The sequence below is a fragment of the Halomicrobium katesii DSM 19301 genome (assembly GCF_000379085.1).
In the GTDB taxonomy this organism is placed as follows: Archaea; Halobacteriota; Halobacteria; order Halobacteriales; family Haloarculaceae; genus Halomicrobium; species Halomicrobium katesii.
In genome coordinates, this window is record NZ_KB905379.1 from 374,168 (window position 1) to 390,755 (window position 16,588).

Annotated in this window: 11 protein-coding genes and 1 pseudogene; 4 read left to right on the top strand and 8 right to left on the bottom strand. The window is 52.6% G+C overall.

Annotated features, from left to right (window positions below; translation table 11 throughout):
• A pseudogene (locus HALKA_RS19800) lies at positions 1-263 on the bottom strand (IS701 family transposase); the annotation flags it as partial.
• Positions 264-553: 290 nt separating this feature from the next.
• On the opposite strand from HALKA_RS19800, the gene HALKA_RS20565 reads away from it, so the two are divergent.
• On the top strand, positions 554-2,806 hold the full coding sequence (locus HALKA_RS20565) for a DNA cytosine methyltransferase (RefSeq protein ID WP_080505857.1): 2,253 nt from the start codon (positions 554-556) through the stop codon (positions 2,804-2,806).
• A 254-nt stretch (positions 2,807-3,060) separates the two neighbouring features.
• Here the strand turns inward: HALKA_RS20565 and HALKA_RS0117405 are convergent, their stop codons facing one another.
• Positions 3,061-4,167: a hypothetical protein gene (locus HALKA_RS0117405; RefSeq protein ID WP_155119449.1), complete on the bottom strand. Its 1,107-nt coding sequence runs from the start codon at positions 4,165-4,167 to the stop codon at positions 3,061-3,063.
• Between the two features lie 2,402 nt (positions 4,168-6,569).
• Between HALKA_RS0117405 and HALKA_RS0117415 the strand changes: the two genes are divergently transcribed.
• Complete coding sequence (locus tag HALKA_RS0117415) at positions 6,570-6,866, top strand: hypothetical protein (protein ID WP_018259199.1); 297 nt, start codon at positions 6,570-6,572, stop codon at positions 6,864-6,866.
• A 965-nt stretch (positions 6,867-7,831) separates the two neighbouring features.
• On the opposite strand, the gene HALKA_RS0117420 is transcribed toward HALKA_RS0117415, so the two are convergent.
• Positions 7,832-9,001 (bottom strand): ISH3 family transposase, encoded by a 1,170-nt coding sequence (locus HALKA_RS0117420; RefSeq protein WP_018259200.1) that lies wholly within the window; start codon positions 8,999-9,001, stop codon positions 7,832-7,834.
• Positions 9,002-9,580: 579 nt separating this feature from the next.
• Between HALKA_RS0117420 and HALKA_RS21145 the strand changes: the two genes are divergently transcribed.
• Positions 9,581-10,393: an Nmad3 family putative nucleotide modification protein gene (locus HALKA_RS21145; RefSeq protein ID WP_155119450.1), complete on the top strand. Its 813-nt coding sequence runs from the start codon at positions 9,581-9,583 to the stop codon at positions 10,391-10,393.
• 63 nt (positions 10,394-10,456) lie between these two features.
• Here the strand turns inward: HALKA_RS21145 and HALKA_RS22050 are convergent, their stop codons facing one another.
• From HALKA_RS22050 to HALKA_RS0117445, 4 genes are all read right to left on the bottom strand, one after another.
• Entirely contained in the window at positions 10,457-10,981 is a 525-nt protein-coding gene (locus HALKA_RS22050; protein WP_018259202.1) for a hypothetical protein, read from the bottom strand.
• 37 nt (positions 10,982-11,018) lie between these two features.
• Positions 11,019-11,222: a hypothetical protein gene (locus HALKA_RS0117435; RefSeq protein WP_018259203.1), complete on the bottom strand. Its 204-nt coding sequence runs from the start codon at positions 11,220-11,222 to the stop codon at positions 11,019-11,021.
• A 450-nt stretch (positions 11,223-11,672) separates the two neighbouring features.
• The gene (locus HALKA_RS0117440) at positions 11,673-13,640 is read right to left on the bottom strand and encodes a hypothetical protein (protein ID WP_018259204.1); all 1,968 of its coding nucleotides are present in this window, start codon (positions 13,638-13,640) and stop codon (positions 11,673-11,675) included.
• Complete coding sequence (locus tag HALKA_RS0117445; RefSeq protein ID WP_018259205.1) at positions 13,637-14,272, bottom strand: hypothetical protein; 636 nt, start codon at positions 14,270-14,272, stop codon at positions 13,637-13,639. Before HALKA_RS0117445 ends, HALKA_RS0117440 begins: the two co-directional genes overlap by 4 nt.
• 715 nt (positions 14,273-14,987) lie before the next feature.
• Between HALKA_RS0117445 and HALKA_RS19805 the strand changes: the two genes are divergently transcribed.
• Positions 14,988-15,254, top strand: a complete 267-nt coding sequence (locus HALKA_RS19805; RefSeq protein WP_018259206.1) for a hypothetical protein — start codon at positions 14,988-14,990, stop codon at positions 15,252-15,254.
• Between the two features lie 122 nt (positions 15,255-15,376).
• Here HALKA_RS19805 and HALKA_RS21150 read toward each other — a convergent pair whose 3' ends face one another.
• Positions 15,377-16,075, bottom strand: a complete 699-nt coding sequence (locus HALKA_RS21150; protein WP_018259207.1) for a hypothetical protein — start codon at positions 16,073-16,075, stop codon at positions 15,377-15,379.
• Positions 16,076-16,588: the final 513 nt, after the last annotated feature.

Below are 16,588 nucleotides of genomic sequence, written 5' to 3' on the forward strand. Positions count from 1 at the left end.
CGCGTTTCACCGTGTTTTTGGAGTTCTTCGAGGCGTTCGTGGTTGAATTGCTGTTCGTCCCAGTCGTACTCGGTGAGGAACTTGTTGAGAGCGCGTTTGTCTCCAGCTGGAAGGACTTCGCGTGCGATACCTGCCACGGTCTTGTTGCTGGCCGCAACAAGACCTGTGGCGTAGGTTTTGGCGTGATAGCGTTGCGCCGGTGAGAGCGACTCGAACTCGTCGAACACACGCATACACGACAAGAAGTCCGTAATCGGCATCATCCGTCTTCGCTACCGCCTATGTCACGCTCCAACTTCAACGTTCAAAGCTGAGTTTATGAGTTGACGGTATTCACCGGGGCTGATCTGTGTCCGGCCAAATGGCAGCATCGAACCCATGCAGCTACACCAATCTTAACGTGGGTTGCATAAACCACTCTCGTTGAATTCTACCATCTATTCCGGGACAGTTAGTCCAAATCCGTGGTCACAGGTTCTCTCATCAACCCCAACAGGATCCACTGTGTCAGGAAACCTGGCCTTTATCCTGATGGGGATAAAATGGGCAGGTAATGGCTGGTCTATCTGATGATGGAAATGAGGTCGAAATCCCTTCCATTCTGTCGAATTCTCCGGATTCTGAATTTGCCCGGCACCAGGAGTTCCTCCTTCGTCATGTCGATTTCCTCGTTGATGTTTTGACTGCTGAGCAGTATGAGAATGGGTTTCAGCACCCGAGAGGATGTCCTATCGCAACACCGGAAACTCAGTCTCGGGAACGAAGTACAGGAGAATCGTTCCCTTGCCGATACGACGCACTTCCGACTGTAGAGTCAGAGACAGAATGTGTCTGTGGAGATCTACTCGCAGGGAGTGATGACCCACTGGATACCGTAGCAGCCGTAGCAATCGCTCAACCCAACCGACCACCGGCTCAGCGGTACTTTGATACGGAATATCGCCGAATCATCGCAACCCTTCGTGAAAATGTTGGTTCATGGAGCACAATCGCCTCATTGGACTGGAACCAGTTGAGGGAAGAACTCAACCGGATCACAAACCGCCCCGGGATTTCTGATGAACGGGTTACCCGTCTGTATGAGTTACTAGGTGCTGTCAGTGACTGTGAGAAGACTGATGGCGTCACTCTCCGTGAGCTTGGAGGAATTCCATATTCCAGTTTCGCTGACTTACTATCTGGATTCCCCGGTGTTTCTCGGTCAGATGCGTGGTGGGTGATGCTCGTTGCGTTCGACAAGCCAGTCTGGCCAGCAGACCCGTATGTTGATGGAATGCTATGCACTCTCGGTCTAATTGGTCCTGACCGATTCCAAGACGACACCGAACGCCGAGAACTGCTGGAGGAAGAATTGTCTGAACGGCAAATCCCACAGTTACACCGAGCAATCGCCGGGCATGCAGTCAAAGCGGGAATCGATGTCTGTAGTGACACTTGCGAGACTCGGATGTTTTTCCTATCGCATCGACTTCGAAAGCAGGCCGCCGAAGAACTGGAAAAACCAGTTCTTGTCGATCTGTTTTCGGGAGCGGGAGGTCTATCACTTGGGTTCGACCGACAAGACTGGACGATTGAGTTAGCTCTTGACAACGATCAAGATGCCACCGACACGTACCGACTGAATCATCCCGAAATACCCCACAAGAAAGTTGTCTGCGGTGATATCAGGGAAGAGATCGAGCAAGGCCTCGTCGAGAAAATCGAGAGAACCCCTGATGTTGTCGTGGGAGGTCCACCATGCCAGTCGCTTTCACAGGCAGGGTATCGGGCACGGTTAGCCGACGATGACGAATACAATATCCTCGACGATGATCGAACAGGGCTGTATGAAGAGTACGTTGAGATTGTTGAAGAATTGCGACCACGGGCTCTCGTTATGGAGAATGTCGAAGGGATGGTCAGTGAGATTGATGACACCGGAATCAAGGTCGGTGATCTGGTGATTAATGCACTTGAATCGATTGGTGCAAGCGACCATGGATACGTCTGTGACTATCAGTTAATTGACTGCGCTAAATGTGGAATTCCTCAACACCGTGAGCGCGTTATTATTCTCGGTGTCCGTGAAGACCTCGTTGATCAATCGGGAGACGTCATAATTGACGATTTGTTTGAGGCGGTTGCAGCTGCCGCCCCATCAGAACAGTTCGATCTCAAACAGGCACTCTCGGGACTTCCAAAGTTATCACGGGGGGAAGGAGGGAATGTCGTTCCGGACAAAGTTCGCGGATCACGAAGCCGATACGTGGACAAGAGTGAGCTGGACGCCGATATTGGGTTGTGTTTCAACCACCAGGCACGTGAACACCCGATGGAGAAAGATCGTATCCTCTTCGATGAAGCACTGGAACCCGGTGATACAGGGTGGGATGTGAAATACGCGAAGGACGGAGAGCACGCCGAATTCATCGAGTACGATGTAGGCACAGAAGAAAACCCTCGTTTCAAAGACAAATACCGGATGCTTGAATGGGATGAACCTGCACCAACCGTCGTCGCGCATCTCGCCAAAGACTCCAATAACTTCGTACTCCCGGATTATTATGAGCATGCCTCAGGAGTAACCGGAAAACCAGACAACGAGCGGAACCGGGGAATCACTCCACGTGAAGCGGCGCGGGTCCAGTCGTTCCCTGATGACTACCTGTTTCTTGGGACCTTCACCAGTTGGTTTCGACAAATCGGAAATGCCGTCCCGCCCCTGTTAGGAGAACAAATAGCGTTTACGCTGGAAAAATATCTCCAATCACCCGTTTCATCACCAACGAGTCAACCGTCCCCCGAACGCGCCAGCACAGACGACTAAATCACGATAGGCGTATACGGATAATCCCTACCAAGGCTACAGGCACTACTACCATCTGCTGTGTGGACTTTCGGGAGATTCGGAAATTACACGCTTCCCTTTAATACACAAGTGCAGTGTCGATAATTTCAGTTTCGTTGTAGCTGCATCCGCGTATAAGGGCCTGTAACGCTCGTTAACAAGCACCGGAGAGAATAACAGGCTGTCAGTAGCACGACCCCCGACTCACAGCACACGAATACCGGGCGATCTGGTCACTCCTGCCCGCGGTCCGCCCCATCGAGATCATCAAGGGACAACTCATCAGCCTCCTCTTCCGCCGCTTCACTGGACTCGCCCGACTCATCGTCCGACTCAGCACCATCGATATCGACACCGTCGAAGTCATCCGACGAAACACCGTCAGACTCGGCGGACTCATCAGACTCATCGGAATCCCGGGACAACCTGGACCGAAGGTCACCGGAACCCCACGTCTCACGGAATGACTCCTCTTCATCAACGCCGGAGTCCAAGAGCTCCATATCCTCGGCGCACTTACGCGCACCACCCACACCAAGGTACACCACAACATCACCCCGCTCAGTCGGTTCTTGGTGATTCATCGACGCATCACTCCGTGCCTCAGTAATCCGAAACCACGCACCGTTCGAATGGCGACGCGGCCACGTATGCAACCTCGGGTTATTCTCATCTTTCGCACGTTTTTGCAGTTCCGAGTCCGGGTCCAGCTTATCAAGACTGTACTCGCCCGAGTATTCGTCGTCATCCGGGTAGTCCTCTGGCGTCGGAGCACGCATCGCAGCCCACCGCCACGCCAGTTCGCGGCACTTCCCATCCGAATGCTGCGGGTACTGCCGCCCAACCTCCTTGACGAGCGTATCGAACGGCACCCGGCCCTGGATGTTAACCTCGGACGATACCCACGCCACTCGGTCACCAATCGCAGCATTGACCGGTGGCTTCTCCGATTCACCCGACTTCTCTTTCGCTAAAGTTTCCTTATCGTCCCCGGGGGGTGGGGCGGGGGTGTCATCAGTAGGAGACGACGACGCGTCAGACGACACCGAACCCGTCGAAACACCGTCAGAGTTACTTCCATCAGAGGGGGGGCGTGGGGGGTGGGTCTCATCAGTAGACCGTAGGGCACGAATCTCACGCATCAAATCCGCATTCGACACGTCACCATCGATATCACTATCGTTCTCGTCCATGTACTGCCGTAAAGCGGCTTCTACGGCCTCTCCAAGCACTCCTCGCTTCTGACCAGTTTTGTCGTGGATGTGTTGTTTGAACTCGGCGTAGACGGACTCGTTCACTTTTGCACCAATCTTCACGCGATTCTCGGTTGTTTCTGCCATCTCGATTAGACCTATGTCCCCCACACGCAAATAAACTCACGTTAAAGTTATTTGTGCAGTTTAAAATAAGATGAATAGATGCCGCTAAAGTTCCTTAGAAAAATTAGTATACTACTACTAGTCTACTAGATGAATAGTAGTAGTAGAAGTAGAAGAAGAAGCGAAAGCAACACAGAAAGACAAAACAGACAGCATACAGCCTTTACACCGCGAAAACGACAGCTTCAGCAAAACAGACACCGGACCGCGTTACCGTTCTCAACAGCACCACCTACCGCACAGCCACAGCACCCCCGCCCCCCACCCCACCCCTAACCGCTACGGGAACTTACCGACCGTGACGAGATCGCGGCGCTGTTGCGGGGGAGGACGAGCGAAGCGAGGACCACGCGGTCCCCGTTTTGGTTGCTGGTGTGAGTGACGTTTAGTTACGTAGTCTCGTTGCAGTTTCGTTCAGTTGGTTGCGGGTGTGGAGGCGGTGTGTTGTTGGTGTGGTCTCGTTGCGATTGGTGTCTATCGACTCGTGTGACGGTCGGGAGCGGCGACGATATGGTCGCGGTACGAGTCGATGTGGACTCACTGGCGGCACGACCATATTGCCGGGACGGCTTAGGCGGTCGTCGAAGCCTCCGGATTATATCGCACAGATTTAGAAACAGTGCAAGCCGTTAAGGAGCGATCTTAATCGGTTTGGCGTGCGAAACACTCGGTTAAATCGGTGAAAATCTATCAAGGAGTATGGTGGAGTATGGGATTTACCCGAGAAGATTAAGAAGAGAGGTAGGGGCGAGGCGAGACGGCGGAGGTGACTCAGACGCCGACCGGCTTGAAGTTCTTAATCGAGGAACCTCCGATCGCCCCGAACCGTGCCCGGGTAGGAGACACCCGGGGAGGTGTTAAGGAGCGAGTTTAATCCGTGAAACGTGCGAGTCACTCGGTTAAATCCGACTGAGTTTCCGAACGTGTACGGTGGAGTATGGATTTACCCGAGAAGATTAAGAAGAAGAGAGGTGAGGTGAGACGGCGAGGCTGGCTCAGACGCCGGAGGGCTATGCGCGCTGCCCCGGACGCAATCGGGGCTCCTCGAACTCCGCGCCGCAATCCTGACCGTAGCACCGGTACGTCGGCGATTTTCCAGCGCGCGCATTTATCGATTTAATCCCGCACTCTGGACACCGGCAGCACTCGCACTCCGTGACCTCAGACGGAGCGCACGGAGTCAGTTCTCCATCGAAGTCATCGAGCCCGGCCTGCCCGTCATCCGACTCGATACTATCTGGCGCGTCAGACTCAATGAAGTCACCAGTGACGGTGTCTTCGATGAGGCGGGTGATGTGCCAGCTGTACGACCGGTTACGGGCATCCGACGGCATGGATGGAGTGACGCCCACGTCGGCGTTGAAGCGGTGTGCAGTGAGTGTGAACGCGGATGCGAGGGTGGCGTCAGGGTGCGAGTCGAACGGGGAGAGGCACTCAGCGTACACGTCGCCGGTCGGGCGCGGTGTGGGGTGCGCGACGTCTCGCCCCCAAAAGTTGAGGAATCCGCCGCCTGGAAGCGCGACGTGCGCACGATTTGCTTCCTCGATGTGCCGGGCATTGAGACCGAGCAACCCGGTGTCTCGGTCAGGCCGTTCAAAATTGACTCCGCCGATTACGATGCCGCCAGGCGCTCTTACCATACGATATTGTTGCGCCTTGTCGATCATAACTGTGATCCGTCAACCCGGTTTCATTCGATATTCAATTTGTGTTCATGAGAATTTCCGCTATAGTTGGGTAATCTGTCAGAATCCGATACATTGATTACGACGATATCACTGACCTCAATATCCTCCGCAGAGGTTACGAGTCCGGTGCAGTGAACGGGTGCGGGCGCGTTGATTGTCGATTCCATCGAATCACCATAGCGACGCGTGAATTCAGATAGTACACGACATCGGTAGCGACGGATCGCGGCAACGAGTACGGCGAGCGAGAAGGTGAGTGCGGCGGCGTGCTGGAATGACGGTTGCATGGTTGTATTTACCAGTTGGCGCTGCATATACCGGGCGACTCTCATTCCTCCCCACCAGACGTTCTCCCCCCGCGTCAGCCCTCGTGCCCGGGTATACAGAGCGAACACGCGTAGAACAGGTATGGCAGATGTGACATGCACGGGTTGTAGCGCACGGGTCAGCCGCAGTCTTGGCGGACTCGGAATGGGGAGCCACTGGAATAACCATCGAGCTGGCTATCGAGACGCACACGACGGCGCGTAACCGTACCTATCGAAAGACACGGAACGAGAACGGCTGCAACCCAATACTGGTGGATTCGACTAAGAGACCTCGGTCGATGACACGCAGACCCTATTCGACCGGTTTTCCAATTATTCATCTGGCCAGCAGTCGAATTACAAGCATATGGACACCGAGGATTCGAGCTTGTACGTGTGGATTGCACGAGTCGAAGGACGCGACGATGAGACTGCAGCCACGGTGTGGAGTGCCCGCAATAAAGCCCGGTCGTGGTGTGAGCATCAAATCGGGAATGTGGACGTGACATGGGACGACGATGAGCCTAGTGACCGGGTCGCCGGGCACGCAGCAGGGGACATCGCTGCAACCGTGCAACGCGCACCCGTGAAAGACCCGGTGAGTTTGGCGGAACGGTACCCGCATAATCTTCCGAACGGCCGCGACATCCTCGCCGACGAGTAACTTTGCTGATGTTTTAGTCGGTCGACACCGACAGTTCATACGGGTCGGAAGGCGTGACGAAGCCAGATGCAGTCCCTTAATGAACCACCATCCCGACCCCATCGGTCCGTGCTTAACTGGTACTCATACATACACAACGGGGGTATTACCACCTGCAGTCCAGAGTGTTGTCGGACCTTCCGGTGCCGGCCGGGTGGGCAGATACGGTCAAAGTAACCCTGTAACGTCCGTACTGATGGGCGGTGTATTGTACGGGCCGTTGTACAATTCTTTGTTCAATCGTTCGTACGAATAACTGTACGATAGATTGTACACACCCTCTAAGATTTTTAGTTGTCGTTGCGTGTCCGATTCCCGCTGATACTAGGCAATCCCGATTCGAATGTAGAACTCAACCACAGGTATGTCGGCGTTCATTCACGATAACGTGTATTACTCGTGAAAATATCGGATACCGTGGAATCGGCAAGACAAACTTTAGTTTTCCATACCGGTAAGAGAAATGCGACTCTTTACACGGTCAGTGTGGGAGGAAGAGAGATGCCGACAACGATGGAAACCGTTGCCGGTTAGGTCCGTGTGAGCACCGATAATCAAGACGACCAATGGTAAGCGGAATCTTGGAATAGACGATCGGCCGGGCAGAACTAACGATTGAGAACTTCGGAAACCCGGTCAAACACTGGATTTTGAGGAATGACCCGACGTGAGTACGAAAACTTAGGAACCTTGGTGTACACTCGGTGATATATAAAGGCGCTTCTAATCGCATGACTCCAACGGGCTAACTTCAGTACCTCACAAAGCATCGCCAGTCAACCTGACCTGAGTCACCTGTTCTGTTGTGATGAGGTATCAGTAGCGGTCAAACACAGCTGATCGAAGGCGGAGCTGTCGCTGTCGGCGGCGGTCAGCCGCCGACGCGACAGCGTCGCCACTCACGAAACGGCGTTCTCGGTCGGTGGTTATCGGTCGAACCGGTCGTCAGGTGGCCGGTTCGCGGGGACGGTCCGACGCACCGCGAGGGCCGTCCACGCAGCCCGCCGAACCATGTTGACGAACTCTTTGTACGGCCACCACCAGAGGCGACGCCCGCCTCGGCGGGGCGTCGCCACAAACTCGTAGTGGAGATACCGCCAGGTGTTCTGCAAGAGCAGACTCACCACGACGTACAGCAGTCTCACCGTCGCGTCTCGCGTCGTTGTCGTCGCTATCGCTTGCTCGGACAAGCGATAGCTCGATTCGATACCGAAGCGTTTCGAGTAATGGTATCGAGCCTGCTGTGGTGTCTCGATGAACGGCGCGTCAGCGGCGTAGCCGTGACGCGCCACGCCGTTATCGTCATACTTCCCATTCAGGTACGTACAGTCGATGTAGACGGGAAACTCGACGGTCCAGCTGTGACCGTCGAGTTTCCCTGTCAGATCGTGCTGGACGACGCGACTCCACCCTTCCGAGAGTTCCTGCTGAATCGTCTCTCCCCACCGAATGATCGGGACCACATAGGCGTAGTTGTGCGTTTGAAGGAGCGTGAGACACTTGCTGTCGTAGAATCCGCGATCGAGGTAGACGGCCTTGACCTCGGTGTCAAGGCCGTCGAGAACACCGAGAAACTCAGCGAGGACAGTGCTGGCGGTGTCGCCGTCTTCGAGACGGCGCACCGCCAGCGTGTGTCGCTTGTTCTTCACACGCGCGTAGAGTGTGGCGTAGGCGTGAAACGCGGTGGTACCACGCTTCGCTTCCGAATGATAGAGGGCGTCTGTGTCGTCTTCGTCACCGTAGTAGGGCCGCAGGTGGAGGTCTGCGCAGACCTCCACCTGCTCGGGAAGCAGTTCGACGATATCTCGCCGAAGAAGCGTGTTAGCGACTCGTTCGAGCCGTTCCGGCTCGAACTTCGTCCGCAGATGGTAAAGGATCGTGTTCGCAGAGGGTGAGTCTTCGCTGGAGTTGCACAGCGTGGAGATCGAGGTCCCGTCGGCGGTCGCGCCGACGAGGACCTCGTAGATTTCCTCGGCATCGATTTGAGCGTTGTTTGCGAGGTTGAGAGTCACTTCCTCGTCAAGCCGGTTGACGAGGAAGTTAAGGAGCTGGTCTTCGTGGATTTCACTGTCTGCTTGCTGCTGGTGCTTGGACACATCTTCAGCAAGCAGACGTTCTAACTAACCAGCTTTGTGAGGTACTGATTATTGGGACCAGTATATTGTGGGTTATATCGACAAACGACGAGCGCTTCGAATTAGCGATCCACGAAATCCGGAGAACAGTTGGATCGGAAGTCAAGGGCCTATGAAGTTGGTTTCTTTCGATGATGGATTTCCACTTAGTTGGATAGATCGACCAGACCTTCCATATTTCAAGAATCTCACCGAAGATCAGACATGGGAGATACTGAATCATCTGAGGCAAGCTGAAAATATCTACAAGGAATGTCTTCAACGCGTCGAAAAGCTTGAGGAGGAAGTGGGCAGGTCTCGTATCTGGAACAAAGATCCAGCCTCAGTCCTGAAAAACGAAGCCGAAGTCACAACAGATTCAGATAGTTGGGCCGTGTTTAGACGCTCCTCGATCGGCGAGTCACGGACCGTAGCGGTTGTCTAAAATCTGTCCTGAGTGCCTCATTGTGTCGATCTGTTCGCGGAGCATACGCCGCAAGAGCCGATTTGTACTGCGTCTAAACAAGGCCGATAGTTGTTAATCGAAAGGAGCCATACCGTATGAAAGTATTATTCCTCGGCGTCGGAGCCGACACGACAAACTGCTCGCCTACACCGCCAATCCACGAAGACAGACGGTTCGAATACATTCCGATTCCTGAGTCAGAAGGTACTGAGGGAACCATCGAATCCAAGACTTACGGGAACACTGAACTCCGTCACGATTCCGGAACACTTGCTGATTACTTGGACAGTGTCAGACCTGGAGGCAGGTATGATGAATGGTACTCAGGAACCGATATGGCGGAGTGGCCACTTCATCACGATCCAAATTTCGGGGCCCTCACGTATGGTGAGAGTATTAGCCGCCCTGACTATGTCAATAAATTACGGTTATTAGAACGTGGGGATATCGTCGCATTCTATACCGGTTTACAGGGTAGCGAAATTAGTGGTCGGGCCCGGTATCTTATCGGGTACTTTACGATAGAATCCATTCTTGATCTTCGTCGAATTCAATACCAAGGTGATACGGTCGGCTTCAGCGAACTTCCGGATGAAGAGCAAACTCGGTTAATGAAACAGCACAGCGAGAATGCTCATGCGAAACGATTTCTGTCGACTGGTACTCTGAAAGCCGAGGATGATGGAGTCGTCATAGCTGATGGTCAGCAACCGGGCGGGCGACTTGAGAAAGCTATCAAAATCAGTGAACACCGTGGCGGTGGCCATCACTATTTGTCAGACGAATTCAAATCAGAGCTATTATCGGATTCGGCTGAAGCAGTATCTGAGGAGTTCTACTTGGGTGGCATCAAACAACCCCATCTCATAGAGGTTAAATCAGATGCTTTCTATCAACTTGTGTCTTGACTACCAACAAGGGATATCCATCTTTGAGAGAGGCCGGTCGTTGCGCCGTCTGCTGACTCCTCACTATATGATATCGTTTTCTTCCCGATAGCGTTGGTAGTACGCTTTCTCGACTGTGCGGAGGTCGAAGTCTCCAGGGTTCCTCTGTCCGAGCTCCGCGAGAATCTTTGGATAATCGCTAAATCGCATTTGCCGGTCATCTCCAAAGAGCACATCAACAATGTAGCGATCACCCACAGCGTAGTTTGTTGGATCATAGAACGCTAGAACGACGGTCGCCATGGCTCCACCGACGCCGGGAATCGAATCAAGCGTGTGCAACTGTTGGTTCGGGTCGTCAATCAGTAACGCTGCCTCGCTCACAAGACGAACGAATTCATCAGGGACGCTCCGCATATCCTCAGTGAATCTATCACGTCGTCCCGGCTGGTTATCCAGCTTCCAGTTGATTACTTTTGCCAGTTGATCTTGGGTGATGTACTGTTGCTCCGTGAGACGTTCGTGAAGATTCTCTTCGATAGTCTGGTGCTCTTGGGGATACCCGTCGTTGTATCGATTGCTCCACTCTCGGATCTCGTCAGCGTCCATATCATCTACTCACCGGGCGATAGTATAGGATTGGCCGTCAGAATTCGTCCAGATCATCGATCCAGTCCGACAAGACTGTAGCGACGTTCGTGTATGCGTCCCTTTTGCCTTGTCGATAGCTATCGAGCTCATGGTACGTCTCATCTGAGGTAACGACCGAGTAAGACTCAACGAGCCGCTTCACCTCTCTCAGCGTGTGTTGGTCAAGTTCGTTTGGATCGATAGCATCGTCGTTGGTCATAATCCGAGGTTAGTCGCCGAGACCTTAGGAAACCAGGGAAGTTGGTTCGAGATTCAACTCCGAACGAGGGGTGTGTCGAACCATCAAACCACACCCTCCGTCAAAGTCGAGAACTTAGGAAGTCCGGGGTGTGTTATGAGCGTTTGCTAGTCGGAGATCTATTCACTCGCGGGCACGAACTCTTAACAGTCCGGGCCGCGAGAAATGCGTCGAACCGCCAGTCACCGGCTATGATGCGGGATTTTAGCTCAAGAGCGAACGATGGTTGTGGGACCAAGTCGCGGAATGCCCGGCAGCCCGCCCGCTACTGCAGGCAGGCAGCCCGGGATCGCGGGTGGAAGCGCAACCGACGACGTGGTTTGTCGTCGGCGAGAACCGCGAAATCGACCAGAACGCCGGCGTTCATAATCCCGCAGATTTCAATATCGAGAGCAGCCAAATAGCATATGACTACTCTTCGATCAGGTAAGCCGTGCCGAGGGTTGAACCGGGCCATATTCCGAGTCGGACTCTCACAGAAATGACGGCGTGAGATCTATCGACCGCCGAAGGATCCCCTTTAAATCTCGAACCTAGGTTCGCCTTTTCACCAGGGGCTACACTTATGTTAACGATCATCGGCTCGCTTCCGATTTCTACGATCCGAGTATCACCCTCAGAAAGAACAACCGCATCGTAGGGGTGCATGAAATCCTTGAAGACCGGATGGGACCCTATCGAACCAATCTGGTCTTTGATCGCATCCCCTCGAACGAAGGGGTCATACTCATCGTCGCCACCGAAAAGCCGATGATCTGTACCCTCGGCGATGAACAATTCCTGATTGTCTGGACTCCTTCTGAGGGCCTCTTTGATTTCTTTTTCAAGTTCGGCCTGACTCGAAACACGCCGTTTCTCGAATACTCGCCTGCCAAGATATCGATAGAGACCCGCCGAAATCAAAGCTTGGGATCCTCTCGATTGGGGAGGGGATGGAGCATCAGATAGGAATCTCACCCGTGGTTCCGAGTACTGGACAAGAAGCACGCCTTCTAGATCTGAAGTAGAGATATCTCTGATCTCCCAATTCCCGCGGTCAAATAGTCTTTTGCGGAGAGTAACACCGTCTGTATAGCCCTGCTGACGCCCCCGAATATATTCTTTGACCTCTTCTGAATCCAGGTCCGATTGTAACCAACGTTCCCGTCTCTTGTTTTCTAATTCAGTTACCAGTTGGTTATGGAGGTCCAGCAACGCTTCGCCTCGGACCTTCGGGATACTTCTCCCAAATTGTTGAATGAGATACGTTGGTTGTTCCGGGAGTTTTCGCAGATTGTCAATCGCATTTTCAATCTTGGTCTCGTAATCCAAATACCACTCTTCGTTCGGGATTTCTGATTTGGACAAATCGACATCGGGCACGAGAGCTCCTTCGCCGGTCCGCATCACATTCCCGATCACAATCGCATACCCATCACGAATCCACGTATGAGTAGCCATTGACCCCGACGAAACCCCTATTGAATCAAATAAATTTTCTTGGTCTTGCCACCTCTCCCAATACATATCCTCGGATTCTTGTACTTTCTTAACAAGTTCAGCCACGTCCCTGAAGGACTTGACCTCAGATGTGATTTCATCTAATAAGAAGTCAAGTATCTCACTCCAATCTTCAGACTCTTTGTCGTGATGACGGTGAGCCCAAGACATCAAAACAAACAGGAAAATAAGTTCTTGATTCTCATATCTCTCAGTCAGAGCATTCTTCTTTTTTCTGATCTCGATAGGAATATCAGAGTCTTCGTGCGGATAGATCGGAACACGAATATCGGCGATGTCGAAGTGTTCCCTGCGCGACTCCAATATCAGTTCCAGTGCTGGCAGATTGTTAGATTCGATCGCTGCTTTCCCGGCACTCCTGTAGACACCGTGAATGTGTTCTGCCTTCTCTTGAAAAAGAGCTACATCTTGGGAAGATTCTGAATCTTGAAACGACTGTTTTACGTCTATTGCAGGGTTCTGCAGGCGATCAGCGAAGTATTGTAGAAGTTCTTCGCTCGACTCTGATTCCAACTCTATCTGGAAACACTTGATATATGCCTTGACCACTTCGTCGGCGGCCCGGAAATCTTCTTGCTGAATCGCGGTTCGCAAATTTGAGGTAAAGGTACTGATCAGTGGATATCGAAAATTCCGAATCATATCTCCAGAGAGGGCCAATCGGTACAGCTCAATATGACGTTCTAAGATGTCCTGTACCCGGTCTTTGAACCGTGGTACGCCCGAATCGGACTGTGAGTGGTGGTCTAATAGGATTCCAAATGTTCTACTGAATTCAATCAGACTGTGCTGGAAATCTGTGACAGTTCCCTCTTCGAGGTTTTGCTTGGTCTGCTGATACAGATGCACCACAGGCGCATTGGGGATTGAAAAACTCATGACTCGAATTTATAGTTCTCTCGTAACGCGTCCACTAACCTAGCACGTTCTGAATCAGAGAAGTTAGCCTCCGCACGCATAATGGATGTATCGTTCCTCGGTTGTTCACCGAGTCTGTACCAGAAGCTGAGGTCCGCATCATCATCGATAGTTTCCGCTATAGTTCTGAGCCCCGACAAATTGATATCTGTGAGTTTCTTCCCACCGGCATCAATCTCATCCGCTTGTATCTGAATAATACTTTGTCCCATCACCGGGAGTAGAGACATATAGGGGCTCAATTCAGTATCCACCGTTGATTCGATAATCTCTCTGTAGGAGAGGGTTGGATCCGGTCCCGTTTCTTCTTCTAGTTGCTGCTGATAGAGGTTCAGCGCACCTTGGTTTGGCCCTTTTTTGAAGAGAAGTGTGTGAATATTTTCGTAGTACTGCAATAACTCCCATGCCGAAACGATCAAAAGAACCGCGACTAAAACGACCGAAATCAACCCCAACTGCTGGATCAGAACCGGTGTATTCTCTACCGTTGCGTCTTGAGAGAGCGGGCTCGACAAGAACAACCCAACGCCAATAATCAAATTGGCAACAACCAGGAAGTAAATCCGATCGAGCAGTCCTTGTTTCTCCGTCATTTCGCCAACAAGTCCGGGGGCCCGGACAGTTGACTCCAGAGTTTCCCACACGAAGACTAACGCAACCACACTGAAGCCAGTGAGCGTCGCGTGTACTTGCTACACCGTATTTAAGTGTGAAGTTAGGTTATTGCCAACAACCAACCTCACTGCCCATGAGAACTGGTTGGCACAAATCACGGCCACCACCAGACCACCGATTGTGTACGCAATTGCTCTCGCAACCCCCCGAAACCTTGTGACAAGGATCTCTCCCGGGCGGACCCGAGAGATCAGGTTCACAAAAAATCGAAACGGGGTCAATCTCAATTGACCAATAAGCATTCGCAACCGAAGGGAGTGGGGACTGAGAAAATAGCCCTTCCGCCGCGCGTAAATCATAGCCGCTAGAACGACAATCACAAACAGTAGAATAGCTACCCCCCACTGGAGATGAATCATCTGTTGCCTCTATTGAACAGTGTGCTAATGAAGATAAGGGGTTTCCAATCATCAACGGTTCCACCTGAAATCAGCCGGTAGTTAGAACACGGTAGTAAGCGGTCTCCGAGGAAGCTCAACGAATCTGACGGATTCGCTGATTCGAGCGTTGGTGACGCGCAGTCAACGTTCAACGAATTCGTGTAGCCGGTTCTCGGCGGTAGGTAGCCGAGAAGGGTGAGGGACAGTGAACCTAACCCGTATGCTTTTGCTGTCTCGGCGACCATTAGCGCTTATGGGCGGGGATATCGGAGATCTCTTAGAGAGCTTCGAAGGACCACGAACGCTCCGCTATTTCATGATGCTGGTGATGATCGCTGTCGGTGTATTAGTGATCGGGTCTGTCCTGTCCAGTTTGCATGGGGTTCACTGGATAGAGGACATCGGGCTTGCTCTGGCGAATAATCCGATGGCCCTATTGGATTTGGCGGGGTTCTTAGCACTCATCGCACTGGTGGTTATCGCCGCGCCAATCGTTCTGAAATACGCAGATGAACTGTAGTCCCCGGCCGAAAACTGGCCGGTGACAGCCATAGAGCACCTTGTTCTGATGAACTCGTCCAACAGTGCTTTCTATATTTTTAGTAGCCCTGTCATTGCTCCACACGCTTGGGTTCCCAACCGTCATCCATCTGGTCGGCTTGAAGCGAACGCACTCTTGTTGAAAATGTATTCGTAGGTGATCTCATTGGGTTGTGTCTGAAAGAGTTTCTTACCCTCTTCCGGTTCAATCTCAAACCAGCGTCCGGGAACAGTTACGGGTTCAGCCTTCTCTTCACCAAATTCCGTCTCATATACTACATCAATCCAAAAATAGAACTCATAGGCCTCCTCTCGCAGTGACTCTCCGACTCCTGACTGAAAGTTCCCATATCCTTGACCACTCGGGTCGGGGAACGGTGGTTCCCCTCGAAATTCCACTTTTCTTTCAGTACCCATAATGTCGCGTTCTCTCAATTGTTCTCCTTCTTCGTACCGGTGTATGTTATGTTCGACTGTGAATACCTCGACGTTGTCCCGGTTTCGAGAATCAGAAACCATGTTCACGTCGTCTTCTGTGGGGTACTCGGCCGTTGTACGGAGACGTAGATTCTTGGCTAAACCCTCACCGAAATTTGAGAGGTAGAGCGTAATCTTGTCTCCGTTCATTTCCCAATCTGAGACTTCAAGCGAGGGTGTTTGTTCTATTTTTAACAGTTCGTACTGCTGGTAATAGAGCCACACAAGTAGACCGCTCAAAATAAGCGACCCGAGCGCTCCGAGAACTTGACCCCATTTCAGTAACCAGTTGGAGAACAGAGCATATGGCGACAGGAGTGACATAACCGAAGCAATCGGGGCCACCGACAAGAATCCCAAGGTCGGGATAGGGGACTACACGGTCACACGGAGTTGAGCTCGGCCAATCACCCAAACGTCACCTCGTCGGCGTTCTCGTCAGTCAGTCTATATCGAGCAAGGTACTTCCGAACAGTCGTCGGGGAACAGTCGAACTCGTCGCGGGCCGCTATCTCGTCCGCTGACAGCCGAAGAGTCGGCGGAGTGTAGGTTCATGCCGCCATGGTCGAAGGACGCCGAGACGTTCCATGTGGACGGTCACGCGGCTCTTCGAGACACCGAGTTCATACGCAATCGTCTGTGGGGATAGCCCGCGCTCGTGATAGCCCCATTCGAGGAAGTCGCGGTCGCGCCACGTCCGTGTGGTATTTATGATTCAAATCCGGGAGGACGTAGACGGTGGGCTATCGGAAATTGAGCGTTAGTGAGTCGGAGAGCCAAGCACGCAGCGAAAAAAGCCGATTCGTGGTTTTAGACGCGTGCGCCAGCCGGACTGCC

Excerpts from the sequence above, each read along its gene's own strand:
- HALKA_RS0117405 (WP_155119449.1), bottom strand. The coding sequence starts at position 4,167 with ATGGCAGAAACAACCGAGAATCGCGTGAAGATTGGTGCAAAAGTGAAC.
- HALKA_RS21145 (WP_155119450.1), top strand. The coding sequence starts at position 9,581 with ATGAAAGTATTATTCCTCGGCGTCGGAGCCGACACGACAAACTGCTCG.
- HALKA_RS0117440 (WP_018259204.1), bottom strand. The coding sequence starts at position 13,640 with ATGAGTTTTTCAATCCCCAATGCGCCTGTGGTGCATCTGTATCAGCAG.
- HALKA_RS0117435 (WP_018259203.1), bottom strand. The coding sequence starts at position 11,222 with ATGACCAACGACGATGCTATCGATCCAAACGAACTTGACCAACACACG.
- HALKA_RS0117445 (WP_018259205.1), bottom strand. The coding sequence starts at position 14,272 with ATGACGGAGAAACAAGGACTGCTCGATCGGATTTACTTCCTGGTTGTT.
- HALKA_RS19805 (WP_018259206.1), top strand. The coding sequence starts at position 14,988 with ATGGGCGGGGATATCGGAGATCTCTTAGAGAGCTTCGAAGGACCACGA.
- HALKA_RS21150 (WP_018259207.1), bottom strand. The coding sequence starts at position 16,075 with ATGTCACTCCTGTCGCCATATGCTCTGTTCTCCAACTGGTTACTGAAA.
- HALKA_RS22050 (WP_018259202.1), bottom strand. The coding sequence starts at position 10,981 with ATGGACGCTGACGAGATCCGAGAGTGGAGCAATCGATACAACGACGGG.
- HALKA_RS0117415 (WP_018259199.1), top strand. The coding sequence starts at position 6,570 with ATGGACACCGAGGATTCGAGCTTGTACGTGTGGATTGCACGAGTCGAA.
- HALKA_RS20565 (WP_080505857.1), top strand. The coding sequence starts at position 554 with ATGGCTGGTCTATCTGATGATGGAAATGAGGTCGAAATCCCTTCCATT.